We start from the raw sequence: 25,309 nt of genomic DNA, 5'->3' as shown, positions 1-25,309 counted from the left end.
TTAATTAATTTTATTTAATATCGTTAGGTATTTAAAAAGCTCTGTTTTAAATACTTTAAAATCTTTTAATTCAGTTTTAATTATCAAATCGTTTATACGTTCATCCTGTTGCAGAATTCCAATTTTTAGTTTTGCTTTAGAAAGCACGCTTAACAATTTCAATTCCAATATATCTTCAGCGTAATAATTAATCAAAATATCAAAATCATAATCCAAAAAAGATTGCAACTCAACATTTTTCACTTGACCATTTCTGTTAAAATCTTCTAGATAATAACAAGTCCCTATAGCATTAAGCTCGTTTTTCTTATTTACAGAAAACCCTATAATTTTAAAATTATTAGGCTGAATTTTAATCTCCATAGCCATTTTTTCAAATACAGCTACATCATTAAATGCATCCATATTTATAAGGACTCCTAATGTTTTTGCAGCCGAGTTATCAGATTTCACTACGCGCTCAGCTAACAATTTATTAATACGCTTTTTTATAGATTTTTCTTTAAAAACCTTTAAAATCATTTATCTTTATAATTTGCGCAAAGGTAGCAAAAGTACGTTCAATATTTAAGATTAAAGAATGAGGTTTACACATTTAATTTATTTGTTATTTTTTTTCCTTTTACTCCATTGTAAAAATAGTGATGTACAACTTTCTAAAATAGAAGGAAAACAAATACAAGTCACTGATAAGCTAGAACTTGATTCCGAAATAGATCAATACATAGCGCCGTATCGCGAACATATTCAAAAAGATTTAGATAGTATTATTGCAATTTCTCCTAAAACCTACGATAAAACAGACGGTGAATTAAATACAGCTCTTGGCAATTTAATGGCCGATATAGCCTACGAACAAGCCAATCCCATATTCTTAAAAAGAACCGGCCATAATATTGATATGGTCTTATTGAATTACGGAGGCATTCGCTCAAATTTACCTAAGGGAGCGATTACGAAAGGAACCGCTTTCAAATTAATGCCTTTTGAGAACAGCCTTGTGGTTGCTGCTATTAAAGGAAACCAAGTCAATGACTTGGTGAACTACCTTGTAAAAGCACGAAAAGCTCATCCAATTTCTAAATTACAAATTACAGTCGACAAAAATAACACCTTAGTTGCATCCAAAATTGATGGAGCTCCTATTGATGCTGACAAAACTTACTATGTGGCTACAAATGATTATCTATATCAAGGTGGAGATAGCATGACTTTCTTTCAGCCAAACGAAAATTTATACACATTAGATTATAAAATAAGAAATACTTTAATTGATTATTTTATGAAAGTAGATAGCATCTCCCCTGTTCGTGATGACAGATTTATTAAAATTAATTAAAATTATGAAACGTAGAAATTTTATACAACAAGCAGCAGCAGGAACAGCATTAATATCACTTGGAGGGCTGGGGTTACAATCATTTTCAACTATAAATAATTTTAAAAAAATTACTATTTTACATACTAATGATGTTCATAGTCACATCGATACTTTTCCACCTGACGACCCTCGGAACCCAAATCAGGGCGGTGTCGCTAGACGCGCAACTTTAATAGATAGTATTCGAAAAGAAAACCCTAACACCTTATTATTAGATGCTGGTGATATTTTTCAAGGCACACCGTATTTTAATTACTACGGTGGGGAATTGGAATTCAAACTCATGAGTAAATTAAAATATGACGTTGCCACTATCGGTAATCATGATTTCGATAATGGTATAGAGGGCCTTTATGCTCAGTTACCACACGCGGAATTTGAGTTTATTTCGGCGAATTATGATTTCACAAATACAGTAATGGATACCCATTGTAAACCTTATAAAATCTTTAAAAAGGACGGCATTAACATCGGTGTATTTGGATTAGGAGTTGAGTTAAAAGGCTTAGTTACGGATACGAATTACAAAGAAACCAAATATCTAGACCCCGTTGAAATCTCCCAAGATATGACACGAATATTAAAAGAAGAGAAAGGTTGTGATCTGGTTATTTGTTTATCACATCTAGGATACGAATACAATTCAGATAAAATTTCAGACATCAAACTTGCAAAAGCGACCAAAAACATCGACTTAATTATTGGAGGACATACACATACTTTTTTATCAAAACCTACAGTCGTAAAAAATATTGAAGGTAAAAATACGCTTGTTAACCAGGTAGGATGTTACGGTATTAATGTTGGGCGTATCGATTTTTATTTTGATTCCAATAAAAACATTTCTGCTGAAGGGGTTTCCATTAGCGTTTAATCCTATGATTTTAAATTAATTTAGATAGGCTGACTGAAGGAAAGTCAATGAAATTAAACTTGTAAAGTTGAGCTTACCTAAACAGATTTTGATTAACACCAAGTTCAAAATATTTCGACAAACTCAATATGATATAAAGTTTGAAGGATCCACTTGGTTTTCTTGATTGAAGATAATAGCTATAAAAAGAAATCACTTAAAATTTATTATCGAGAGCCACCCGCGACTCTTCGCCTTCTTCTACAGCATATTGTACCTGCTTATAAAAGCAAAAGAAAGCCCCTAAAGCTAAGGTCGAAGAAATAATGGTGAGCAAATTTTTCTTAACGATGTAGTTATCAGCCACCCAAATAAAAACAGAAAACACAATTAAAATTACGCCGAGAAATAAAAATAAAGCTTTTTTATTCTCCTTATGAATGTAATTAAGCAAAGCGAAGGACAATAAAGCAACTAGCAGTGTATTATATACGATTTCTATATAATACTTATTCGTAGACTCTACAAATGGACTTACAATATCCTGAAGCACATAGATAAGATATACACTTAAAGCTAACAGAACGACTAAATGAGTTTTAAAACGTTTTATCAGGTAATTAAAATCTGTAGATTTTAATATTTCTAACAATAAAAAAAAGTAACCTAAAATATATAATACATTACCCACATAGTAATATACATCATAATTTATGTAATCAACAATAAAATCTAGCAGGTCGGACACCGCATATAGCAAAATAAACAATGTAAAATAAACCGTTTTTTTATTTTCAAAAACCATATACCCCAAAGCAACTAAAGGTACTAAGAGAGCCTCTAAATTATTAGCCACCAAATCATTACCGTTTATCTGTAAATAAACAAATAACAAATAAACAAGCGCTATAATAACACCAAGAACTCTGGGTTTTATCATAAAAAATAACGTTTCATTTCTAATTTAGACCAAATATAAACTAAAATACCACTTAACATTTAGGAAAGCCTTATTTCAGGTACAAAAATAAACTAGAAACCTACTTTTTGTAAGAATTCGTCTTCTGAAATTAATGCAACGCCTAATTTTTCTGCTTTATCTTTTTTACTAGGCCCCATATTTGCTCCTGCTACAATATAGCTGGTTTTGGATGAAATCGAACTACTAACTTTTCCACCGTTATCTTCAATAAGTTTTTTAAGCTCTGTTCTTGACACTTTTTCAAAAACACCTGTAACAACAATGATATCCCCTTTAAGCAATTCTGTTTGACCTTTTAACTGCTCTTCACTTATTTCTAATTGCACACCAAAGGCTTTTAATCGGTTTACAATTTGCACATTCTCTTCGGCATCAAAAAACAAACGAACACTTTGAGCAATTTTAACACCTATTTCATCTACAGCAACTAAATCTTCTTGAGAAGCAACCATAATAGCATCAATACTTTTATAATGTTTGGCTAATTTTTTAGCCACCGTTTCCCCTACATAACGAATCCCTAAAGCAAATAAAACACGTTCGAATGGAATATTTTTAGACAGTTCAATTCCGTTGATCAAATTGTCAGCACTTTTTTCAGCCATACGCTCCAAAGGCACTATTTGCTCTTTTGTTAACGTATATAAATCGGCATAATTAGAAATTAAATGCTCATTAACTAACAAGGCTACTGTTTCTCCACCCAAGCCATCAATATCCATTGCTTTTCTAGATATATAATGCTGAATCCTACCTATTACCTGTGGTTTACATCCATTATAATTAGGGCAATAATGCTGTGCTTCTCCTTCTTGACGCACCAAAGCCGTGCTACATTCCGGACAATGCGTTATATATTCTGTTGGCGTAGATTCTGGAACACGTTTAAGTAAATCAACTCCCAAAATTTTTGGAATGATCTCACCACCCTTTTCAACATAAACTTCATCGCCTACTCTTATATCTAATTTTTCAATTTGGTCGGCATTGTGCAAGGAAGCGCGTTTTACCGTTGTTCCGGCTAGTTCTACAGGTTCTAAATTAGCAACTGGGGTAATCGCTCCCGTTCTACCAACCTGATAACTAATACTGTTTAATTTTGTTGAAACTTGCTCGGCTTTAAACTTATAAGCCATAGCCCATCGCGGGGCCTTCGCGGTATAACCAAGCTCTTCTTGGTGCTGTAAACTATTAACCTTGATCACCACTCCATCGGTTTCATAAGCTAAATGATGACGGTTAATATCCCAGTAGTTTACAAATTCTAAAACATCATCAATGGAATGGGCTAATTTAGACGCATCTGGTACTTTAAATCCCCACTGTCTTGCTTTTTCTAAACTTTCAATTTGAGAAGAAATGCCTAAATTATTTCCAGTAATATTATACAGCAAACACTCTAATGGACGTTTAGCTACCTCGGCACTATCCTGGAGCTTTAAACTCCCTGAGGCCGTGTTCCTCGGGTTTCTATAGGGCTCCTCACCTATTTCAATGCGCTCTTCATTCATTTTATTGAAGCCATCAAAAGGTAAAATTATTTCTCCTCGGATATCAAATTTATCAGGAAAATCACCTTTCAACCGTAAAGGCACCGACTTAATGGTTTTTACGTTGGCCGTCACGTTATCACCTTGAAATCCGTCACCACGCGTCACAGCTTTAACTAATACCCCATTCTCGTAAGTCAGACTAATAGAAGCGCCGTCATATTTTAATTCACAAGCATATTGAATTTCACCATCAACCATTTTTTTAATCCGGTTTTCCCAATCCTGTAAATCTTCTTTAGAATACGAATTATCTAAAGAATACATACGATGTTCATGAACTATGGTTTCAAAATTTTTGGTGACTTCTCCACCTACCCGTTGCGTTGGCGAATTCGAATCAAAAAACTCTGGATGTTTTAATTCTAAGTCTTGAAGCGTTTTCAGTTTTAAATCGAAATCGTAATCTGATATCTCCTTCTGATCCAAAACGTAATAACTGTAATTATAAGCGTTTAACTCGTCGCGCAGACGCTTTATTTCTTGTTCAACTGTATTCATGAATGCTTTACTCCTTTTATCATTCTATCTTTTCTAAAGATATCTTGTTTTAATTCTATGTTAGAAAATTGATGTTTTTGTAATAGTCTAATCATTTCATTTCCTAAAAACTCATTAATTTCAAATAATAATTCGCCATTTTCAACTAGATTATGAACTGAAAACTCTGTAATAGCCTTATAAAATTGCAAAGCATTATCGTCTTTAACGAACAAGGCCAAATGCGGTTCGTTCTCCAAAACATTAGGCTTCATTAGGCGCTGTTCCTTTTCTCTTATGTAAGGCGGATTCGAAACGATAATATCAAACTTTAAATCTCTTATGGAATTGGTTGTAAGAATATCAGCATTAATAAACTCAACATGAACCTCATTAAGTAATGCATTTCCTTTAGCGACTTCTAACGCTTTTTCGCTAATATCAAGTGCATAAACCGACGCATTTTTTAAATGTTTAGCGATAGAAATGGCTATACAGCCGCTACCGGTACCAATATCTAAAATATTAAGCGTTTCATCTTCTTTTTTATGTTTTAAAATCCATTCGACAAGTTCTTCTGTTTCAGGCCTTGGGATTAACACATTTTTATTCACTTTAAATGGTAAGCCATAAAACTCTGTTTCCCCAATAATGTATTGAATAGGCTTGTGTTTTATAAGTTGATTTAAAGCCTTTTCAATGGGTTCATCGTCATCAATACTAAGCTCGGTATCCATCGCTAAATCTATACGCGAAACTTTATAAAACACATCGATAAGCGTATAGAAAAAACTATTGACTTCCTCTGTCGCATAGAGGCTATCTAATTCGGCGTGAAACTTCTTTTGTATATCTTTTAGTCTCATAATTCTTTTATCATCCATATACCACAAGCATGATGTCCTGTGTTTCCTAATGCGGCATCTAAATGCACGAAGCCATTTTCTTCATAAAGGTGAATAGCCGCTTTTAATTGTGGTGCTGATTCCAAATAACACTTTTTATAACCTAATTCTTTTGCTGCACTAATACATTTTTGCAACAAAAGATGACCAAATCCCTTACCTCTTACTTGGGGCGAAAAGTACATTTTCTGAATTTCGCAAATTTCAGACTCATGATTTACCAACGGTTTTAGTCCGCATCCACCAAGAATTTCACCTTTAAAATCGAGTACAAAGTACACGTCATCTTCATTTTGGTAAGCCTCAAACATATGTGATGTTTCAGGGTCGGTGTAAGCTGTACCTTCCAAAGGAATATTAAATTCGTAAAAACACGCTCTGATAACACCCTCAATTTGAGCATTATCCTTAGCTTCAATTTCTCGAATAACTGTAGTATCTTTACCCACTTTAATTAGCCTTTAAGAATACGTGAAGATACGCCAAATCAAAACTAAATAGAAATGAAAAAGCTATTAATCTTATCAACATTATGCTTAGCTCTTTTTAGTTGTTCAGTTCAAGAAAAACCTGAATTTCTAAGCGTTCATCATGTCAAAGTTTCAGAATACAATGCCCAATACATCATTTTAAATGCTGAAGCCCATTTTAAAAACCCGAATTCTGTTGGAGGCGAACTTTCAACCAACGGACTAAAAGTTTTTGTTAATGATAATGATATAGCAACAGTAACTTCTGAGACCTTTGAGGTTCCGGCTAATAAGGAGTTTTCAATTCCTTTGACTTCAAAAATCCCAACAGATAGTTTGTTTAGTAGTAAAAACCTAAGCAGCATCTTGGGCAGTTTTTTAAATAAAAACATCAAAGTACAATATAAAGGAGATATAAAATATAAAGTTTTTGGATTTTCTAGAACCTATAATATTGACAAAACCGAAAACATAGAAATAAAACTATAATTAGTGAACACTAACGAAGTCTATATAAAACGCTGCATTGAAATTGCTAAAAACGGATTAGGCTCCACCAGACCTAACCCTATGGTAGGCTGTGTTATTGTTCATAACCATAAAATTATTGGCGAAGGATTCACCAGCCCATTCGGCGGAAACCATGCAGAAGTTAACGCCATCCATTCGGTTGAAAATAAAGACCTACTTAAAGAAGCGACCATTTACGTCACCTTAGAACCATGCTCACACCATGGAAAAACCCCACCTTGCAGTGATTTAATCATCAAACATCAAATCCCTAAGGTCGTCATTGGTTGTATCGATGACAATGAAAAAGTAGCGGGTAAAGGTATCACCAAATTAAAGGACGCCGGTTGTCATGTTACTGTGGGTGTATTAGAAAGCCTCTGTAAATCGCATCACAAACGCTTTTTCACCTTTCATAATAAACAACGTCCCTATATTATTTTAAAATGGGCCGAAAGTCAAGACGGTTTTTTATCACCAGAAAAAAAAGAAGTCCAAGCTCCTGTTTGGATTACCAATCCCTATTCCAGAATTTTGGTACATAAATGGCGTATGGAAGAACAAGCTATTCTAGTTGGTACAAACACCGTTATCGAAGACAACCCTAGCCTAACTGTTAGAGATTGGACCGGACAAAACCCGATTAGAATTGCCATTGATAAAAACCAGAAGCTTTCCAAAGACCTCGCTGTTTTTAATAATGAAGCAAAAACTTTAAGCATCACTAAAGACCAAATTGATTTCTCAAAACCTATAGCTTCGCAAATTTGCGACCATTTATTTAACATGGAAATCAATTCTGTCATTATTGAAGGTGGCGCGCAAACTTTACAAACCTTTATTGATGAAAATCTTTGGGACGAGGCACGTGTTTTCACGGGGCCCGTTCACCTCCAAAAAGGCACCAAAGCACCACGATTCTCTGGTCAACTAATTCACGAAGAAAACATCATTTCTGATACTCTTAAAATTTACAACAATGATTAATACTATAATATTCGATTTTGGTAATGTTTTTATCAATTTAGATATTCCCGACTCTCAACAAAACGCCTTTGAAACCATGGAAATAGACAGCTTTCCGGATGAAATTTTAGGTTTCAACAGTTTTTACGAACAGGGCTTAATTAGCACAGAAGAATTTTTAGATTTTTATTCTGAAAACTTCCCAAAACTTTCAAGAGAAGCATTGGTGAATCTTTGGAATTACATGCTGAAAGATTTCCCAAAAGACCGATTAGAGTTTATTAAGGACTTAAAAAAATCTGGTGATTACAAACTCATTTTATTGAGTAACACTAATGCGCTTCATATTGAGTACATCAAACAAAACGTTGAATTTTTTGATGAATTCAAAGCCTGTTTTGACAAATTCTACTTATCGCACGAGATCAATCTTATAAAACCTAATGCAGATATCTTTGAATTTGTTTTAGCAGACAATAATATTAAGGCCAATGAATGTCTTTTTATAGATGACAACAAAGACAATATAGCAACTGCCAATAACCTAAACTTTAAAACTTGGCATATCACTCCTGGCACTGAAGATGTGTGCACACTTTTTGAAACCAAAAGCAACCTTTTTAAATAAATATTTTTTTGACTGAAAAAGACACCTATAAAACCATTGCTAAATCCATTGAACCTACCTTATTCAAAGAAAAAAACAGCAAGTTCTTTGGGTATGCATTTCCAGTTACTAATGAAGATGAGATCAAAAATCATTTGGCATATGTTAAAAAGGAGCATCATTCGGCCAGACACTGGTGCTATGCCTACCAATTAGGTACAGAAACAATCACCTATCGGGCAAATGATGATGGCGAACCAAGTAATTCTGCAGGCATGCCTATTTATGGTCAAATTCAGTCTTTTGATGTTACAAACGTCCTCATTGTTGTAGTGCGCTATTTTGGAGGTGTAAAGTTAGGGGTTGGCGGACTTATTAGCGCCTATAGAACTTCAGCACAAATTTCTTTAGAGGCTGCAAAAATCATTAAGAAAACCATTAATCAGGATTTCCTCATAACATTTGACTATAAAAACATGAATACAGTCATGAGGATCATCAAAGAGAAAAAATTAAACATCACGCACCAAAAATTAGAACTGGATTGTCAGATTACCATAACGGTAAGAAAAAAAGATGCTTCATCAATTTTCGAGATTTTTAATAATCTATATGAAATAAAAATAAAAACACTTTAAGTTAATCACCAATAGCGTCTAAAATATATTTTGGCGGTCTTGTGGGCTTATTCGTTTTTTTGTCGATAAAAACTAAAACGGTACTCGCTGTGGTTAAAATTTCACCCTTTGAGTTGGTAATTTCATAGTCAAATTCAATCTTTACAGAAGGGATCTTTTTGAGTTGTGTTTTTACATTAATTACATCATCATAACCCGCTGATTTTTTATAGTTTAAGGTCATAGAAACAACTGGTAACATGATACCATCCTCTTCCATTTTTTTATATGACACGCCTATCTTACGAAGCCACTCAATACGCCCCATTTCAAGGTATAACGCGTAGTTTCCGTGATAAACGACCCCCATTTGGTCGGTTTCACCATAACGAACTCTTATTTGTATTTCATCGAATTTCATCTTCATAAGTGGATATTTTTTTGTAGCTTCGGCTACGGGTTAAACATGCGTAAAAAAATCTAAATATTCAATAGCTATTGATTTTTTTTTTAAGATTTTTGTTCACATATTTGCCCCACTATTAAAGAGGGTGCGAAAGTTCGATTTTCGCTGATTTCTAAACTAACAATTAAAATCTATATTAACAAAAATGAGTGTAACTGCGCAATCGGTATGGAATAACTGTCTTGAATTTATAAAGGATAATATCCAACCGCAAGCCTACAAAACTTGGTTTGAACCTATTGTAGCAGTTAAACTAACGGGCACTGCATTAAGTATTCAAGTACCGAGTAAATTTTTCTACGAATGGCTTGAAGAACACTATGTGAAAATCCTAAAAGTTTCACTCACCAAGGAGTTAGGAGAAACCGCCAAGTTGGTTTACATTATTAAAATGGAAAACACTTATGGCAACAAACAACCCTTCACTGAAAAAATTCCAAGTGCGAACCGCTCGGCTGTAAAATCGCAAAATGTTGATATTCCTTTAAATAATAAGAGCCCAGAATTACGCAATCCGTTTGTCATTCCAGGCATTAGAAATGTAAAGATTGAATCGCAACTAAATCCGAATTACAGTTTTGAAAATTTCTTAGAAGGTGACTCTAACAGATTGGCACGAAGTGCTGGATTAGCTGTAGCAGCCAAACCTGGAGGAACTTCTTTCAACCCCTTATTAATTTTTGGAGGAGTTGGTTTAGGAAAAACACACTTAGCTCATGCTATTGGTGTTGATATTAAAGATAAATATCCAGAAAAAACCGTTTTATATATTTCAGCTGAAAAATTCACGCAACAATATATAGATGCCGTTAAAAAGAACAACAGAAATGATTTCATCCATTTTTATCAAATTATTGATGTTTTAATTATTGATGATGTTCAATTCCTTTCTGGAAAAACAGGAACTCAAGACGTTTTCTTTCACATATTTAACCATTTGCACCAAAACGGCAAACAAGTTATATTGACAAGTGACAAGGCTCCTGTTGATATGCAAGATATTGAACAACGCTTACTGTCTCGTTTTAAATGGGGATTATCTGCAGAGTTACAAAATCCTGATTTCGAAACCCGAGTTTCCATCCTGAAGAACAAACTATACCGAGATGGTGTTGAAATGCCAGAGGAAATTATCGATTATGTGGCTAAAAACATCAAATCGAATGTTCGTGAACTTGAAGGCGCTATCATTTCTTTAATTGCTCAGTCTTCTTTCAACAAAAAGGAAATTACGATTGACTTAGCGCGTGTTATTGTTGAGAAATTTGTAAAAAACACAAAACGCGAAGTTTCTATAGACTACATCCAAAAAGTGGTATCCGATTATTTCCAAATGGATATCGACACTTTACAGTCTAAAACAAGAAAACGCCATATCGTTCAAGCCAGACAATTGGCTATGTTTTTTGCTAAAAAATACACTAAAGCTTCTTTAGCTAGTATTGGATCTCAAATAGGAAAAAGAGATCATGCCACCGTATTACATGCTTGCAAAACAGTGGATAATTTATCTTCAACAGACAAACAATTCAAAAAGTATGTTGAAGACATTACTAAAAAACTTTCGGTTTAAAACTTTTAAATCATGATTAATATACTGATGGTTTGCCTGGGAAACATTTGCCGTTCTCCCCTAGCTGAAGGCATCCTAAAATCTAAACTCCCATCTGAAGGATTTTACGTAGATTCTGCTGGCACTGCCAGTTACCATATTGGAGCCTCTCCAGATAGGCGCTCGGTTGAAGTCGCTAAGAAGGATGGTTTAGACATTTCGAATCTTCGCGGCAGGCAACTTGTAGTTTCAGATTTTGATAAGTTTGATTACATTTATGTGATGGATGCTTCTAATTATCAAAACGCACTTAAACTGGCTAGAAATGATGACGACCGTAAAAAAGTGAAATACATCTTAAACGAAGTGTATCCAAATCAAAATTTTGATGTTCCCGATCCCTATTATGGTGGAGATGAAGGTTTTCAAAATGTGTATAACATGCTTGAAGAAGCCTGCGAAAAAATTGCAAACGACTTAAGGTCTTAATATAATGACAAACCACGGCAAACTTTATTTAATTCCAACGACTTTAGGTGATAACAACCCTATGGAAGTGTTACCCATTACGGTAAAAAACACCATAGAGCAAATCGACATCTTTATTGTTGAGAATGAAAAAACAGCAAGACGCTTTATTAAAAAGATTTGCCCGGACAAACCTCAACCTTCGTTAAAACTTTTTCTTTTAAACAAATTTACGAATGAAGCTGATTTGCCAAGCTTTTTAGATCCGTGTTTATCAGGGACTTCAGTAGGGCTTTTATCGGAAGCGGGATGCCCTGGAGTTGCCGATCCTGGAGCCGATGTTGTTAAAATCGCTCATGATAAAAACATAAAAGTTGTGCCTTTAGTAGGACCATCATCCATACTTATGGCGATGATGAGTTCTGGTATGAACGGACAGAGTTTTGCCTTCAATGGATATTTACCTATTGATAAAGGCGAACGTAAAGCTGAAATTAAACGTTTAGAGCGCTTATCTTACGAACAAGATCAATCACAATTATTTATTGAAACACCCTACCGAAACAATAAAATGATTGAAGACTTAGCGAATATTTTAGAAAATAACACTCAAATTTGTGTGGCTTGTGACATCACTTTACCTACAGAATTCATCAAAACACAAACAGCTAACGATTGGAAAAATAATAAGGTAGACCTTCATAAAAGACCTACCTTATTTATTATTCATAAAAGTTAAAGACGTATTAAATCGCTTTAGCTTTTTTATCTGGTTTGATAAACGACGTATCGTAACCAGAAAAACGTTTCATATAATGACCAACAGTTGTTCCATAACCATCGGCAAAATTATCGATACCGTAACTTCTTAAGAATTTTTTCACACTACCAGGACCAGCTAAATGTGCTGCTGCAAGGATTCCAGATTCTGTAACCAAAATACCATTCACCTTTTTACCAACAAAGTTTTTAATATCACGCCTTAAAATCCATTTATTACGTGCTGTATTGGCGATAAAGGCATTTTCCTGTAAACTAGGACTGTTTAAAAAGTGATCTGGATTCGTAACCCCTAACAGTTTTAAAGTCCCTTTTCCAAATTGATACTTCCCCAAGTACCCATAAGTATTCACTACTGTATATTTCCCTCTTGACTCCTTAAAAGCTAAAGCTTCTTTAAAACCAACAAATGATTTTCCTAAGTAAGGGGTGAAAGTTTCCTCGTTATATTTTTGAGGCGCTGTACTTTCATCTATAACATCCAAACTTACGGTATAATCTAAATCTAAACCTTCAGTTGAATATTTACCAGAATCAAAAGTTTCATTTGATTGAAATGAGAAATACGCTAGTGTTGATATTGTAAGTGCGATAATTCCAATACTTCCAATATTTTTAACCATAATTTTAAATTTTTTCGGTGTGTTTTTCAATTAAAACCACCTTTGAAATTTGAGCCGGCAAAATTAAGCCTTTTATCAGTAACTTCAAAATTAATCGTTTAACTGTTTCTTTTTATTGAACAATAGACGAAATACACTGGTTTCTATTAAACATTTTCTACAAAATGAGTTCAATCATTAAGATTAAATCCATCATAAATTCGTCTGTAAACGTCCAAAACTATGACTTTATTTCATTCAATCTTAAAACATTAACAAATTATAACATTTTAAAAAACAGAAACTTACACTTTACAAATCACTATTTATTCGGCATTTTACTTAGCCTCAAGCTAGAAAAACATCCTATAAATAGGACTCAAACTTTAACATAAATTACGAATTCTAATGACTTTTATTCGTCCCTTATATTAACAATCAGTTGACAGAACAGATGTCATTTCTATAATATTTTTAACTCAAAATAGTTGTAAAAACACCTTAGAAAGTCATTTTTCTGCATCTCAACTTAAAAACTTAATTAAAGTTACACCTATTTTCAATCAAAATTTACGACATAGCATGTCCTAGATCCCAATTGAATATTCAATTTGACTTTATACGTAAAGTTGGATTAAACGGATGTTTTAAAAGTCACAAAACAAAAAACTATTTTCTAATACCTTGTGAAGAAAGGTAACGCCAATATTCTGCAGCGTTCCTATTATGCTGAGCCAATGTTTTTGCAAACTTGTGAAAACCTAAACGTTTTGCATCGGCTACAAAATAATAATAACCATGTTTTTCGTAATTTAAAACAGCATCAATCGCAGTGATATCTGGCATGGCTATAAGTCCAGGAGGTAATCCTGTGTGAAGGTATGTATTATAAGGAGACTCGATTTCCTTGTGTACATTTAATACACGTTTAATTACGGTATCTTTATATTCTGGCAATTGGTAAGCTGCATATTTAAGCGTAGGATCGGCCTGTAAAGGCATGCCCACTTTAATTCTATTCATGTACACCCCTGCAATTCTAGGTAATTCGGCAGCTTGCTTTGACTCTTCATGAACGATAGACGCTAAAGCAATCACTTGATCTTGAGATAATCCTATTGCTTTCGCTTTTTTAAGTCTGGAATCGTTCCAAAAAGCTTTGTATTCTTTTAACATGCGATCTCTAAAACCTTCAGCAGAGGTATTCCAGAAAAACTCATAACTATTAGGCACATACATTCCTAGTGCTGTAGCAGAACTAAATCCATTGTTTTTTAAAAAAGTCGCATCAGTCATCGCTGTTAATAAAGATAGACTATCAGCTTCGATTTGCTCGGAAACACGTCCTGCAAGCTTTTCAAGAGATTCTTGATTATTAAATGAAACTCGAATAGGCAAATTTCTACTTCTTATAGAATTAATAATATCATTATTATTCATGCCCTTTTTTATCTCAAAACGACCAGCTTTAATGTTAGATATGTATTTTTTCTGTTTCGCTAGATCATCAAAAGTCTCGATGTCGATTAATAAAGGCTCTAATTGAGCTCTTACATCTTGATAAGTTGCTTGAGTAGGTACAAAAATGTAAGCAGATTCATTGTTAAAAGCAGTATTAGGCTTTAGCATTGCCTTATAAACAAAATTTGCAAAAAACACGGCGGCAACAAGCCCTAAACCAACAATAGCAAGAAGTATCTTTTTTATATACATTTAATTATTAATAAGTTGAAATAAATATTCGTTTTTATATGTGCCTCGAACACAAGTCCAATCTTTTTTAAGTCCAATTTCTTTAAAACCATGATTAGAAAACAGCTTTATACTAGCCATATTACCTTCGGTGATATTACAATATAGCTGATGCAAATCTAAGTGTGTAAAACAGTAATCTATAAGCAAGCTTAGAGCTTCCTTTCCATAGCCTTTTAATCGATCGCTTGGCGTTTTAACCAAAATACCCACTCCTGCCCTTTTATTTTTAACATCGAAATCGAACAAATCGATCATTCCAACAGCAATATCATCATAAGTGGAAATCACCAAGCGCAATTGCTTTGCTTCATATATATCCTTATGAGCATTCTCTAAATATTGTTTTATTAAAAATCTAGAATAAGGCGTTTGAGTGCTGCTCATTTCCCATATGGATTCATCATTTTCTACCTCATAAACAAAGTCTAAATCCTCAGGTTCTAAGGCACGTAAATAAATGATATCACCTTTTAAAGTTATCATATGTTTCCTTCAAACACGTAAGTTGCTGGACCGATTAGCCAAACATTGTGGTAATTGCCATTTTCTACATCGAAACGTACTTGAAGCTTACCGCCTTCAACATTTAAGTTTACAGTATTCTGATTGGTTTCACCGGTAGCATGCATAGCGATGGCTACGGCAGTTACTCCTGTTCCACATGACAAAGTTTCACCCTCAACACCACGCTCATATGTGCGTACTCTAAAAGTGGTATCTGAAATTTTCTGAACGAAATTCACATTAGTACCTTCTTGATTATAAGGTGCACCATAGCGAATGCCAGAGCCTTTACTTTTAATATCAAAATCTTCAATAGCTGTTTCGAACTGTACGTGATGTGGTGAGCCTGTATTTAAAAACACATGATTATCATGTTTTTCAACAACATCAACATCTAACATTTGCAAGTGTACTATACCGTTTTCTATGGTAGCATGATGTAAGCCATCAATAGCTTCAAAAACAGCTTTATTGGTAATAACACCTAATTGCTGAGCAAAAGCCACCAAACAACGCCCCCCATTACCACACATGGTACTTTCGTTTCCATCGGCATTATAATAGACCATTTTAAAATCGTATTCAGGGTGATTTTCTAATAAAATTAAACCATCTGCCCCTACGCCAAAACGTCTGTCACATAAAAAAGCAACTTGTTTGGTATTATTTTTGTCGAATGTTTGCTGACGATTATCAATCATCACAAAATCGTTTCCTGTTCCTTGGTATTTGTAAAAAGTCTGTTGCATAATAGGCGGCAAAGATAAGATTTTATACGGTTTTTTGGGTTGTTAAATCGCAGTTAAAGTTGAAATCAAAACTCAATAAATATTTAATTTTAATCATTATTATCGTTAATTACTTAGAGAAACAGAGGTTTGAACTCAATAAAATAAATTTAAAATAATACTTAAAACGAAATTATGAAGAAGATTTTTTCCATGCTATTAGTTTCAGCTTTAGGTGGTATTTTCACCTTAAGCGCATACAAAATTTTTATAGAAAACAACCATTCAGAATTGGTTACAACTACCGATACTGAAGCCGTAAGCATACCAACAACCCCTGTTAATAACATGGGTAACTACAAAGCTTATGAAGCCCCTGATTTTTCTGTAGCTGCAGAAAACACCGTTAATGCCGTGGTGCACGTAAAAAATGTGACACTAAGCTCTGGCCAAATGACCTTTCAAGATTTCTTTTACGGAAGAAGTCCGCAGCGAGCACAAGTAGGTACTGGTTCTGGGGTGATTATTAACGCCGATGGCTACATTATCACCAACAATCACGTGATTAAAAATGCACAAGAACTATCGGTAACATTAAACAATAACAAAACCTACACCGCCCAACTTATTGGTGCGGATTCAAAAAATGATATTGCATTACTTAAAATAGATGCTGATGAAGCATTGCCTTTTGTGACTTTTGCCGATTCTGATAACGTAAAAATTGGTGAATGGGTATTAGCTGTTGGTAATCCTTTTAATTTAACATCTACAGTGACCGCTGGAATTATTAGTGCCAAGTCGAGAGATTTGTCTGGAACCAGTTCGCAATCCTTTCTTCAAACCGATGCAGCTGTTAACCCTGGAAATTCAGGAGGGGCTCTGGTAAACACAAAAGGGGAACTTGTTGGTATTAACACAGCCATCTCGTCTCAAACTGGATCATATATTGGATATTCCTTTGCCGTACCTAGTAATATCGCTAGAAAAGTTATTGAAGATATTTTAGAATACGGCAATGTACAAACCGGTATTTTAGGTATTCAAGGTGGTGCATTAAACAGTTCTGTCGCAGAAAAAATTGGCATCAACGATACCGAAGGTGTTTATATCGATAGTGTTGTTGAAGGTTCTGGAGCAGACAAAGCGGGACTTAAAAATGGTGATATCATCAAAGAAATAGATCAGATTAAAGTTTCAAAATTTTCAGACTTAACAGGACACTTAAGCGCAAAACGTCCGGGTGATGTTGTAAACCTAACTTTACTAAGAGACGGATCGATAAAAAATGTGAATGTGACGCTCGCAAAAAACAATACGTATAACATGCCTTTAGTCGGCCGTATTAAAAACACCACCAGTAGCGATCTAAAAAAACTGAAAGCTAATAATGGCGTAAAAATTATTGAGTTGAATGGTGAATATGAACAATACTGGAAAAACAACGGCATTTTAGAAGGTAGCATCATCACCTCCATAAATGATGTTAAAGTGAACACCGTTGATGATGTTCAAAACATCTTAAAAGAAAGGTCGACTTATGAGCCTATAAGACTAGAGCTTATTAATACAAACGGACAAAGAGAACGTTTTAATTTTAGATAAAACACACTCGATATTATTAAATAACCCTTCAGTTTTGAAGGGTTATTTTTTTGTTAAAACCAATTACGAAAACGTTTGAAATATGGTATTTTTGAAAAATAATACCATTAAAAAACTAAACTAAATGACTTCTAACAAAAATTACGAGAAGGAATTAGCCTTTCAGGCAGACCGTAGAAAAGCTACCGTGGCCTTTATTAAGATTGTAAGCGACCTTTGGTATGACAAATCAATCGAATTGGTTCTTTTTAGAAACCAGCTTATCGACAGAAATGTGAGTCAGATTTTAAACTTACATGAATATGCTGGCAAATTTGTGCAAAAACCTATTTCTATTTTTGATACCGTTGAAATTGCTGAAGCTATTAAAGCCTTAGACATCCCTCCTGCCAAACTAGATATTGGAAAACTCACTTACGAGTACCATATTGAGGAGAACAAATCTATTAATGCGACAGCTTTTGTTGCCGATAAATTAAAAGACGCACATAAAAGTGGTAATATAGAACCTAAAGATGTAGTGTTATATGGCTTTGGACGTATTGGAAGACTGGTTGCACGCGAACTTATGGTGCGAACAGGAAAAGGTAGTCAATTGCGATTACGCGCCATTGTTACACGTGGACAAATAGACGCCAAAATATTAGAAAAGCGTGCTGCGCTACTACGCAACGATTCTGTTCATGGTGATTTTCCTGGAACTGTTTCCATAGATGAAAAAAAAGAAGCCCTAATCATTAATGGTACCACCGTAAATATTATTTCTGCCAATACCCCTGAAGACATCGATTATACCAAATATGATATTAATAATGCACTTGTCATTGATAATACGGGTGCTTTTAGAGATAAAGTAGCACTGTCTAAACATTTAAAATCGAAAGGTGTTGACAAAGTTTTACTCACTGCACCAGGGAAAGAAGTTCCTAACATTGTATACGGTGTTAATCATAAAACCTATAACCCAGATGAAATCGATATTTTTTCAGCAGCATCATGTACTACCAATGCGATTACACCAATTTTAAAAGCTGTTGAAGATTCTTGTAAAGTTAAAAGTGGACATTTAGAAACCATTCACGCTTATACCAACGATCAAAATTTAGTGGATAATTTTCATAGTAAATACCGTAGAGGTCGTGCAGCAGCACTTAATATGGTTATCACCGAAACTGGAGCAGGCAGTGCTGTTGCTAAAGCCTTACCTAGTTTGGAAGGTAAATTAACCTCTAACGCCATACGCGTGCCTGTCCCGAATGGGTCATTAGCTATTTTAAATTTAGAGATCGAAAAAGAAACTACCGTTAACGGTATTAATAGTGTTTTAAAAAAATATGCTTTAGAAGGCGATTTGGTAGAACAAATAAAATATGAACTTAGCGATGAACTTGTTTCTAGTGATATTGTAGGTTGTTCGGCCCCTTCAATTTTTGATAGTAAAGCCACTATAGTTAGAAAGGACGGTAAAAACATCATTCTTTACATTTGGTACGATAACGAATATGGTTATAGTCACCAAGTGATTAGACTAGCAAAATATATCGCTAAAGTGAGACGTTATACATATTATTAAAATAATATAATCTAAATCACGTTTAAAATCGTATCTATACCAGCCTCACTAGTTGAGGCTTTTTGTATATCTTGAATTATATACTAAACATTATTTTATAAATTGCGAAAATTAGAAAAATTACGAAACACCATGCCAAAAATGACATTCATCAAATCATCACTATGCATTGCCTTTACTTGCCTTTTTACACTACACTCAACTGCCCAAACGGATATCGATGAAGATAAATTATCCTTAAACAGCGGTACTATTGATAGTCAGTTTGAATATGTTATTCAAAAATCAAATAAATATCAGGATTACAAGGTTGTAAAAAAAGATTGGTTATACACTTTAAAATCGCATACTATTGATTCTTTAAATGCCGTAAGAAAAGATTTGGTAGCAACACAAGGTGTTGTTAAAACTCAAGAGCAAGAGATTTCAGACCTAAAATTAAAACTCACGAACACTCAAACGGACTTAGATCAAACGAACATTGAAAAAGACAACATGTCTTTATTTGGGATCCAATTAGGAAAAGCGAATTATAACGTATTAATGTGGTCTATTATTGGAGTTCTTCTGGCCTGCTTGATATTCTTTATCTACAAATTTAATAACAGTAATATCATTACCAAAGAAGCTAACCGTAACTTAGCGGAAGTGGAAGAGGAATTTGAAGAACACCGAAGAACAGCCTTAGAGCGTGAACAAAAAGTACGTCGTCAACTTCAAGACGAACTGAATAAGCATAAGTAGTTATCCTTATAACTCATATAAATTATAAAAGAAGGCTAAACCTAAGGCAAAACACCAAAGGTTTAGCCTTCTTTCATTTGAAGTACTGGGATATAAACTGTAATTCTTCAAAAAACATAAGAACAAGTTGAGGAAACTTTTAAAACTTCTGTATATTTGCGCCTCAAATTAAGCGCACGTGGCGGAATTGGTAGACGCGCTGGCTTGAGGGGCCAGTATCCGTTTAGGATGTGGAAGTTCGAATCTTCTCGTGCGCACCACTTGTTATAAGGTTTTATTAATCATTTTAATAAAACCTTTTTTTATACCTCAAAGCCACATAAATCCATCAAACTTTACGATCTAACAATGCATCAATGGTAGTCCTTACGGTTTCACTATTCCAATTGGCAGCTCCTGTTTTATCGATTATTATATGTCCAGATTGATCGATTAAAAAAGTCCGTGGAATATTAGTTACATCTAACAGGTCTGGTAACTGACTTTTAATCGTATAGGTTTCAAACGTATAGCCCTCCTTTTTTATAAAGGCTTTAATTTTTTCAGGAGGATCACTTGAAACAAAAACAAAATCTACTTGATCTTTATAATCCTCATAAAGCAATTGTAGACTAGGCATTTCAGCAATGCAAGGCGCACACCAGGTTGCCCAAAAATTTAAAAGCACTACTTTGCCTTGACTTTGTTCAAAACTAACAATTTGTCCTGATTTTGTTTGTAAAGCCCATTTATAATCTGTTAAAACAGCTTGCTTATTTTCGTCAACTACGGCTGGACTAAATAATGCTAAGCCCTTATTTAGCCACACTTGAATTGGGTGTCTTGTTTGAGGAATTAATAGTAAAACTATTACAACAATAAACAGAATATTTTTTGTGCTAAAATTAGTTTTCATACGAGTTTAGTTCGTTTGGCTATGAGTTGGCAACTTTACAAGTTAACAAATTCCCATAAAAAAACCTCCCAAAAAAGGAGGTTTAAATATTTAACAATGCTAAATCGTTTAGGCTTCTTCTTCTGAAGACTCAGTCGCTTCAGCTTCAACTAAATTATCAAGCATCTTATGTTCTTGTAGTAAGTTGTACCATTGGATAACCTTTTTAATATCGCTAGCATACACACGATCCTCATCGTATTCTGGCAGTATTGAAAAGAAATATTCTTCAAGTTTATCTTTGCTATCTTTAGGTTTTACCGACGCTTTTTCGCCATTTTCTTTCACCTTGATGTTTTCAAAAACCTGAGCTAAAGGCACTTCTTCCGTTAAGGTATAAATAGCTATTTCACTTAATACGCTTACATTGTTTTGTACGCTTACAGAAATGCGTTTTTTGTCTATTAAAGACTCTGCAACAAAACCACCACGGGTTTGTGTTACCAATTTATATAATCCTGGTTTACCTGAAATTGATATAACTTTTTCTAAACTCATATTTTATTTTTTAAGGGTCACAAATATCAACTGATTATTGATGTATTGCAAACATTATCGTTTCTTTTTTTGATCTGGAAAACGCATTCTATAATCTACATTTATCTTTCCTTTAGAGATATTAGTAAGTCTTCCTTTTATTAATTTTTTCTTTAAACTTGATAGCTTATCGGTAAATAAAACACCATCTATATGATCATATTCATGTTGAATAACACGAGCTACTAATCCATCGAAAGATTCCTTTTGAGGCTGAAAATTTTCATCCAAATATTCTATAACAATATTAGGTTTTCTAAAAACATCTTCTCTAACGTCTGGGATACTTAAACACCCTTCATTAAAAGCCCATTCATCTCCCGATTCCTCAATAATTTTAGCGTTAATAAAAACACGTTTAAAACCGACTAATGCCTTTTGCTCTGCCTCAGATAAATCTTCATCTTCCGAAAAAGGCGTCGTATCTATTACAAATAAACGAATAGGCAATCCTATCTGAGGAGCAGCTAAACCAACCCCATAGGCGTTGTACATGGTTTCAAACATGTTTGCTAATAAATCCTGTAGGTTAGGATAATCATTTGTAATATCGGTGGCTTTCTTCTTTAAAACGGGATCGCCATAGGCTACAATAGGTAAAATCATAAGGTGCTTTATTAAGGCTTGCAAAAATACAACTCTTATTAATTATGTTATATGTTTAACAGGAATTATTCTGAAAAAATTAAGAAATTAGGTATTTATAACAAGATTTTATCAAAAAAAGGTTACTTAGAATGTAAATAATCTTGCAGAATAATTGTGGCACTAATTTCATCAATTAATGCTTTATTTCGACGCTGTTTCTTTTTTAACCCACTATCAATCATCGTTTGAAAAGCCATTTTAGAAGTAAAACGCTCATCAACGCGTTTGATAGGCATATTAGGAAATGTTTTTTCTAATTTTTTTAAAAAAGGTATTATATAAGCTTCACTTTCTGATGCCGTATTATCCATTTGTTTGGGTTCGCCAACTAAAATTAATTCTACATCTTCCTGTTTTATATAATCTTTTAAAAAAGGTAAAAGCTCTTGAGTAGGCACAGTAGTTAAACCTGAAGCTATAATTTGTAAAACATCGGTTATTGCTATACCTGTTCTTTTTGTTCCGTAATCTAATGCTAAAATGCGAGCCATCTTTTTTTTTACAAAAATAGTGTATAAAAAAAGGTTACCGTAATATGGCAACCTTTTTCTATTCATATATAGGTAATGGTTAGTTTTTAAGCTAAGGCTTCTAAATTCATTTTAGGAAAAACTAAACTGATATTTCCTATTTTTTTCTGCCTTTTGTAATATAATTTGATATCACTTTCTAATCGTACGAATTTTAAATTAACTTTTAATTCGTCAAATAATATAACATTTTTTGGAGTTAGCTCATTAACAGAAAAGTTTCTAGTTTCTGAGATTTGCTGCTTCTTTCCTGCCTTCAAAGTTGAATCAGGATTTTGAGCACTGGCAATAGAACCAAAAAATAAAAATATTAAAATGAAGTAAAAATTGATTTTCATCTGCGTTTTAATTAAATGATTACTTATGATTAAAATGACTAAGGTAATATTGGCCCGAACCTAATTATAGATGGAGCAAACCATAAAGCTTTAAATGTAGTGAGACAAAAATTACCCTCTTATAAACACCGTTAAAAGTCATATTTTAACGATGAACGAAGTAAATCTAATAATTTTTTTTCAATTACAAAAAATACGTGTTAATAAACTCACAAAATTTTATAAAAAACCAGCAGTTTTATAAATACATCCGTATAAGGACCCTTTTTATATTAATTTGATAAATCCTTTATTGTATTTAAATCATAGCTAGTATATTTGCTTAAAATAATTTTACAATGACAGAATTACAACAGATCATAGAAAATGCTTGGAATGACAGAGCGTTATTAAATGAAGAAAACACTATTGCTTCAATAAGAAAAGTAGTAGATTTAATAGACCAAGGTGAGCTACGTGTTGCTGAACCAATTGAAAACGGTTGGCAAGTAAACGAATGGGTTAAAAAGGCCGTAGTTTTATATTTCCCGATTCAGAAAATGGAAACTATAGAGTGTGGTCCATTAGAATTTCATGATAAAATTCCTTTAAAAACAGGTTACAAAGAAAAAGGTATTCGTGTCGTACCTCACGCTGTAGCACGTCATGGCGCTTATATCTCTTCAGGAACTATTTTAATGCCTAGTTATGTAAACATTGGTGCTTATGTAGATGAAGGTACTATGGTTGATACTTGGGCTACTGTTGGTAGTTGTGCTCAAATTGGTAAAAACGTTCACCTTTCTGGTGGTGTTGGTATTGGTGGTGTTTTAGAACCATTACAAGCTGCTCCAGTTATTATTGAAGATAACGTTTTTGTGGGGTCACGTTGTATCGTTGTTGAAGGGGTTCGTGTTGAAAAAGAAGCCGTTTTAGGTGCTAATGTTGTACTTACCATGAGTACAAAAATTATTGATGTAACTGGCGACGAACCTATTGAAATGAAAGGTCGTGTTCCTGCCCGTTCTGTAGTCATCCCAGGAAGTTATACTAAAAAATTCGCTGCAGGAGAATATCAAGTACCATGTGCTTTAATTATTGGAAAACGTAAAGAAAGTACTGACAAGAAAACCTCTCTAAACGATGCGCTTCGTGAAAACGACGTAGCTGTTTAAATGAAAATTCTTGTTATTCAACAAAAAATGATTGGCGACGTGCTTACAAGCAGTATTCTGTTTGAAGCACTTCGCCATAAATATCCTCAAGCTCAATTACATTACCTCATTAACGAGCACACCTACCCTGTTGTAGAAAACAATCCTTTTATAGATCGCTATATTTTCTTCACCAAAACTGAAGAAAACAGTAAAAAGGCTCTAATAAAGTTTGCTAAAAACATTCAATCTCAACATTATGACATTGTGATTGATGTGTACTCCAAATTATCTAGCAATATCATCACCGCTTTTTCAAAGGCTAAAACTAAAATTTCGTATCATAAATCATACACCTCATTTGTATATGATTATAATATAAAAAGGCAACAAAATCTTGAAGCAAATAGTCTAGCTATAACTCATAGGCTTCAATTGCTAAAACCTTTGGGTATTGAAGTTAAAGACATTCAGCCAAAAATTTATTTAACTGAAAAAGAAATTCACGACAGCAAACAGTTTTTAGAAGATTCGGGTATTGATTTAAACCATCCGCTTTACATGATAAGTGTATTAGGTAGCGGAGAAAACAAAACCTATCCCTTTGATTATATGGCTAAGCTTATTGATGAGATCATTAATGAAAAACCTGAAGCTCAAATTCTATTCAACTACATTCCTAATCAAGAAAGAGAGGCACAGGCTATTTACGATTTATGTGTACCAAAAACTCAAAAACAAATCTATTTCGAGGTTTTTGGAAAGAGTTTACGTGAATTTCTTACCATTACGCAACACTGCGATGCCTTAATTGGTAACGAAGGAGGTGCTATTAATATGGCTAAAGCACTTAACATTAAAACCTTTGCTATATTTTCGCCTTGGATTAATAAAAACACTTGGAATCTTTTTGAAAACAAAAACCATGTTAGTGTACATCTAAAAGACTTTAATCCTGAAATTTACAACCAGGAAGAAAAAAAATTTAAGAATCAAACAGAAATCCTATACAAACAGCTTAAACCCAAATTATTTATAGATAAGCTTAGAACTTTTTTGAAATAATTACTTTTGCCAAAAATTAGATTTTT

The 25,309-nt window shown here is 33.7% G+C and carries 29 protein-coding genes and 1 tRNA gene; 15 read left to right on the top strand and 15 right to left on the bottom strand.

Annotated elements, in window-relative coordinates:
- Complete coding sequence (locus A6I66_RS04650) at positions 1-522, bottom strand: DUF6913 domain-containing protein (protein WP_067146100.1); 522 nt, start codon at positions 520-522, stop codon at positions 1-3.
- A 58-nt stretch (positions 523-580) separates the two neighbouring features.
- Between A6I66_RS04650 and A6I66_RS04645 the strand changes: the two genes are divergently transcribed.
- Positions 581-1,339 carry a 5'-nucleotidase C-terminal domain-containing protein gene (locus A6I66_RS04645; protein ID WP_067146098.1) on the top strand — a complete coding sequence of 253 codons (759 nt, stop codon included), beginning with the start codon at positions 581-583 and terminating at the stop codon, positions 1,337-1,339.
- A gap of 4 nt (positions 1,340-1,343) precedes the next feature.
- Complete coding sequence (locus tag A6I66_RS04640) at positions 1,344-2,255, top strand: bifunctional metallophosphatase/5'-nucleotidase (RefSeq protein ID WP_067146549.1); 912 nt, start codon at positions 1,344-1,346, stop codon at positions 2,253-2,255.
- Between the two features lie 196 nt (positions 2,256-2,451).
- Here A6I66_RS04640 and A6I66_RS04635 read toward each other — a convergent pair whose 3' ends face one another.
- The 4 genes from A6I66_RS04635 to A6I66_RS04620 form a co-directional block, all read right to left on the bottom strand.
- Complete coding sequence (locus A6I66_RS04635; protein WP_067146097.1) at positions 2,452-3,174, bottom strand: hypothetical protein; 723 nt, start codon at positions 3,172-3,174, stop codon at positions 2,452-2,454.
- A gap of 92 nt (positions 3,175-3,266) precedes the next feature.
- Entirely contained in the window at positions 3,267-5,267 is a 2,001-nt protein-coding gene (gene ligA, locus A6I66_RS04630) for an NAD-dependent DNA ligase LigA (RefSeq protein WP_067146095.1), read from the bottom strand.
- Complete coding sequence (prmC, locus tag A6I66_RS04625; RefSeq protein WP_067146547.1) at positions 5,264-6,112, bottom strand: peptide chain release factor N(5)-glutamine methyltransferase; 849 nt, start codon at positions 6,110-6,112, stop codon at positions 5,264-5,266. The genes ligA and prmC overlap by 4 nt, the downstream gene beginning before the upstream one ends.
- Positions 6,109-6,600 carry a GNAT family N-acetyltransferase gene (locus A6I66_RS04620; protein WP_067146093.1) on the bottom strand — a complete coding sequence of 164 codons (492 nt, stop codon included), beginning with the start codon at positions 6,598-6,600 and terminating at the stop codon, positions 6,109-6,111. The genes prmC and A6I66_RS04620 overlap by 4 nt, the downstream gene beginning before the upstream one ends.
- 54 nt (positions 6,601-6,654) lie before the next feature.
- Here A6I66_RS04620 and A6I66_RS04615 point away from each other — a divergent pair, with 54 nt between their 5' ends.
- From A6I66_RS04615 to A6I66_RS04600, 4 genes are read left to right on the top strand one after another with little or no spacing between them, the layout of a single operon-like run.
- The gene (locus A6I66_RS04615; protein WP_067146091.1) at positions 6,655-7,110 is read left to right on the top strand and encodes an LEA type 2 family protein; all 456 of its coding nucleotides are present in this window, start codon (positions 6,655-6,657) and stop codon (positions 7,108-7,110) included.
- Between the two features lie 3 nt (positions 7,111-7,113).
- Positions 7,114-8,118, top strand: coding sequence for a bifunctional diaminohydroxyphosphoribosylaminopyrimidine deaminase/5-amino-6-(5-phosphoribosylamino)uracil reductase RibD (gene ribD / locus A6I66_RS04610; RefSeq protein ID WP_084399460.1), 1,005 nt, complete (start codon positions 7,114-7,116; stop codon positions 8,116-8,118).
- Entirely contained in the window at positions 8,111-8,725 is a 615-nt protein-coding gene (locus tag A6I66_RS04605; RefSeq protein WP_067146089.1) for an HAD family hydrolase, read from the top strand. Before ribD ends, A6I66_RS04605 begins: the two co-directional genes overlap by 8 nt.
- A gap of 8 nt (positions 8,726-8,733) precedes the next feature.
- Complete coding sequence (locus A6I66_RS04600; protein WP_067146088.1) at positions 8,734-9,342, top strand: IMPACT family protein; 609 nt, start codon at positions 8,734-8,736, stop codon at positions 9,340-9,342.
- Position 9,343: 1 nt separating this feature from the next.
- On the opposite strand, the gene A6I66_RS04595 is transcribed toward A6I66_RS04600, so the two are convergent.
- Complete coding sequence (locus A6I66_RS04595) at positions 9,344-9,742, bottom strand: acyl-CoA thioesterase (RefSeq protein WP_067146542.1); 399 nt, start codon at positions 9,740-9,742, stop codon at positions 9,344-9,346.
- A gap of 190 nt (positions 9,743-9,932) precedes the next feature.
- Here A6I66_RS04595 and dnaA point away from each other — a divergent pair, with 190 nt between their 5' ends.
- The 3 genes from dnaA to A6I66_RS04580 are packed head-to-tail and all read left to right on the top strand — an operon-like array spanning position 9,933 to position 12,546.
- The gene (dnaA, locus tag A6I66_RS04590) at positions 9,933-11,360 is read left to right on the top strand and encodes a chromosomal replication initiator protein DnaA (protein WP_067146086.1); all 1,428 of its coding nucleotides are present in this window, start codon (positions 9,933-9,935) and stop codon (positions 11,358-11,360) included.
- 12 nt (positions 11,361-11,372) lie between these two features.
- The gene (locus tag A6I66_RS04585; RefSeq protein WP_067146083.1) at positions 11,373-11,828 is read left to right on the top strand and encodes a low molecular weight protein-tyrosine-phosphatase; all 456 of its coding nucleotides are present in this window, start codon (positions 11,373-11,375) and stop codon (positions 11,826-11,828) included.
- Positions 11,829-11,832: 4 nt separating this feature from the next.
- On the top strand, positions 11,833-12,546 hold the full coding sequence (locus A6I66_RS04580; protein ID WP_067146081.1) for an SAM-dependent methyltransferase: 714 nt from the start codon (positions 11,833-11,835) through the stop codon (positions 12,544-12,546).
- A 7-nt stretch (positions 12,547-12,553) separates the two neighbouring features.
- On the opposite strand, the gene A6I66_RS04575 is transcribed toward A6I66_RS04580, so the two are convergent.
- From A6I66_RS04575 to dapF, 4 genes are all read right to left on the bottom strand, one after another.
- Positions 12,554-13,210 (bottom strand): peptidoglycan-binding protein LysM, encoded by a 657-nt coding sequence (locus tag A6I66_RS04575; RefSeq protein ID WP_067146540.1) that lies wholly within the window; start codon positions 13,208-13,210, stop codon positions 12,554-12,556.
- A gap of 648 nt (positions 13,211-13,858) precedes the next feature.
- Positions 13,859-14,902: an endolytic transglycosylase MltG gene (gene mltG / locus A6I66_RS04570; protein WP_067146079.1), complete on the bottom strand. Its 1,044-nt coding sequence runs from the start codon at positions 14,900-14,902 to the stop codon at positions 13,859-13,861.
- Positions 14,903-15,427, bottom strand: a complete 525-nt coding sequence (locus A6I66_RS04565) for a GNAT family N-acetyltransferase (protein WP_067146077.1) — start codon at positions 15,425-15,427, stop codon at positions 14,903-14,905.
- Positions 15,424-16,197 carry a diaminopimelate epimerase gene (gene dapF / locus A6I66_RS04560; protein WP_067146075.1) on the bottom strand — a complete coding sequence of 258 codons (774 nt, stop codon included), beginning with the start codon at positions 16,195-16,197 and terminating at the stop codon, positions 15,424-15,426. Before dapF ends, A6I66_RS04565 begins: the two co-directional genes overlap by 4 nt.
- A gap of 174 nt (positions 16,198-16,371) precedes the next feature.
- Here dapF and A6I66_RS04555 point away from each other — a divergent pair, with 174 nt between their 5' ends.
- The 4 genes from A6I66_RS04555 (at position 16,372) to A6I66_RS04540 (ending at position 20,358) form a co-directional block, all read left to right on the top strand.
- Complete coding sequence (locus tag A6I66_RS04555; RefSeq protein ID WP_067146073.1) at positions 16,372-17,781, top strand: trypsin-like peptidase domain-containing protein; 1,410 nt, start codon at positions 16,372-16,374, stop codon at positions 17,779-17,781.
- A 124-nt stretch (positions 17,782-17,905) separates the two neighbouring features.
- On the top strand, positions 17,906-19,354 hold the full coding sequence (locus A6I66_RS04550) for a glyceraldehyde-3-phosphate dehydrogenase (RefSeq protein WP_067146071.1): 1,449 nt from the start codon (positions 17,906-17,908) through the stop codon (positions 19,352-19,354).
- Positions 19,355-19,495: 141 nt separating this feature from the next.
- Entirely contained in the window at positions 19,496-20,098 is a 603-nt protein-coding gene (locus tag A6I66_RS04545) for a tRNA (guanine-N1)-methyltransferase (RefSeq protein WP_067146538.1), read from the top strand.
- A 172-nt stretch (positions 20,099-20,270) separates the two neighbouring features.
- Positions 20,271-20,358, top strand: a tRNA-Leu gene (locus A6I66_RS04540).
- A gap of 68 nt (positions 20,359-20,426) precedes the next feature.
- Here the strand turns inward: A6I66_RS04540 and A6I66_RS04535 are convergent.
- From A6I66_RS04535 to A6I66_RS04515, 5 genes are all read right to left on the bottom strand, one after another.
- Positions 20,427-20,993 (bottom strand): TlpA family protein disulfide reductase, encoded by a 567-nt coding sequence (locus tag A6I66_RS04535; protein WP_067146069.1) that lies wholly within the window; start codon positions 20,991-20,993, stop codon positions 20,427-20,429.
- A gap of 108 nt (positions 20,994-21,101) precedes the next feature.
- Entirely contained in the window at positions 21,102-21,530 is a 429-nt protein-coding gene (locus A6I66_RS04530; RefSeq protein WP_067146067.1) for a DUF5606 family protein, read from the bottom strand.
- A gap of 54 nt (positions 21,531-21,584) precedes the next feature.
- On the bottom strand, positions 21,585-22,175 hold the full coding sequence (gene def / locus A6I66_RS04525; RefSeq protein WP_067146065.1) for a peptide deformylase: 591 nt from the start codon (positions 22,173-22,175) through the stop codon (positions 21,585-21,587).
- Positions 22,176-22,297: 122 nt separating this feature from the next.
- Positions 22,298-22,708: a Holliday junction resolvase RuvX gene (gene ruvX, locus A6I66_RS04520; RefSeq protein ID WP_067146536.1), complete on the bottom strand. Its 411-nt coding sequence runs from the start codon at positions 22,706-22,708 to the stop codon at positions 22,298-22,300.
- A gap of 86 nt (positions 22,709-22,794) precedes the next feature.
- A complete protein-coding gene (locus tag A6I66_RS04515; RefSeq protein ID WP_067146063.1) occupies positions 22,795-23,085 on the bottom strand; it encodes a hypothetical protein in 291 nt (96 codons plus the stop codon).
- Positions 23,086-23,423: 338 nt separating this feature from the next.
- On the opposite strand from A6I66_RS04515, the gene A6I66_RS04510 reads away from it, so the two are divergent.
- Both A6I66_RS04510 and A6I66_RS04505 read left to right on the top strand, forming a co-directional pair.
- Positions 23,424-24,239 (top strand): 2,3,4,5-tetrahydropyridine-2,6-dicarboxylate N-succinyltransferase, encoded by an 816-nt coding sequence (locus tag A6I66_RS04510; RefSeq protein ID WP_067146061.1) that lies wholly within the window; start codon positions 23,424-23,426, stop codon positions 24,237-24,239.
- Positions 24,240-25,283, top strand: a complete 1,044-nt coding sequence (locus A6I66_RS04505) for a glycosyltransferase family 9 protein (RefSeq protein WP_067146059.1) — start codon at positions 24,240-24,242, stop codon at positions 25,281-25,283.
- Positions 25,284-25,309: the final 26 nt, after the last annotated feature.

Origin of the sequence: Pseudotamlana agarivorans, from assembly GCF_001642835.1 — a bacterium.
Lineage (GTDB): Bacteria > Bacteroidota > Bacteroidia > Flavobacteriales > Flavobacteriaceae > Pseudotamlana > Pseudotamlana agarivorans.
This window is presented reverse-complemented; position numbering and strand designations above follow the sequence as displayed.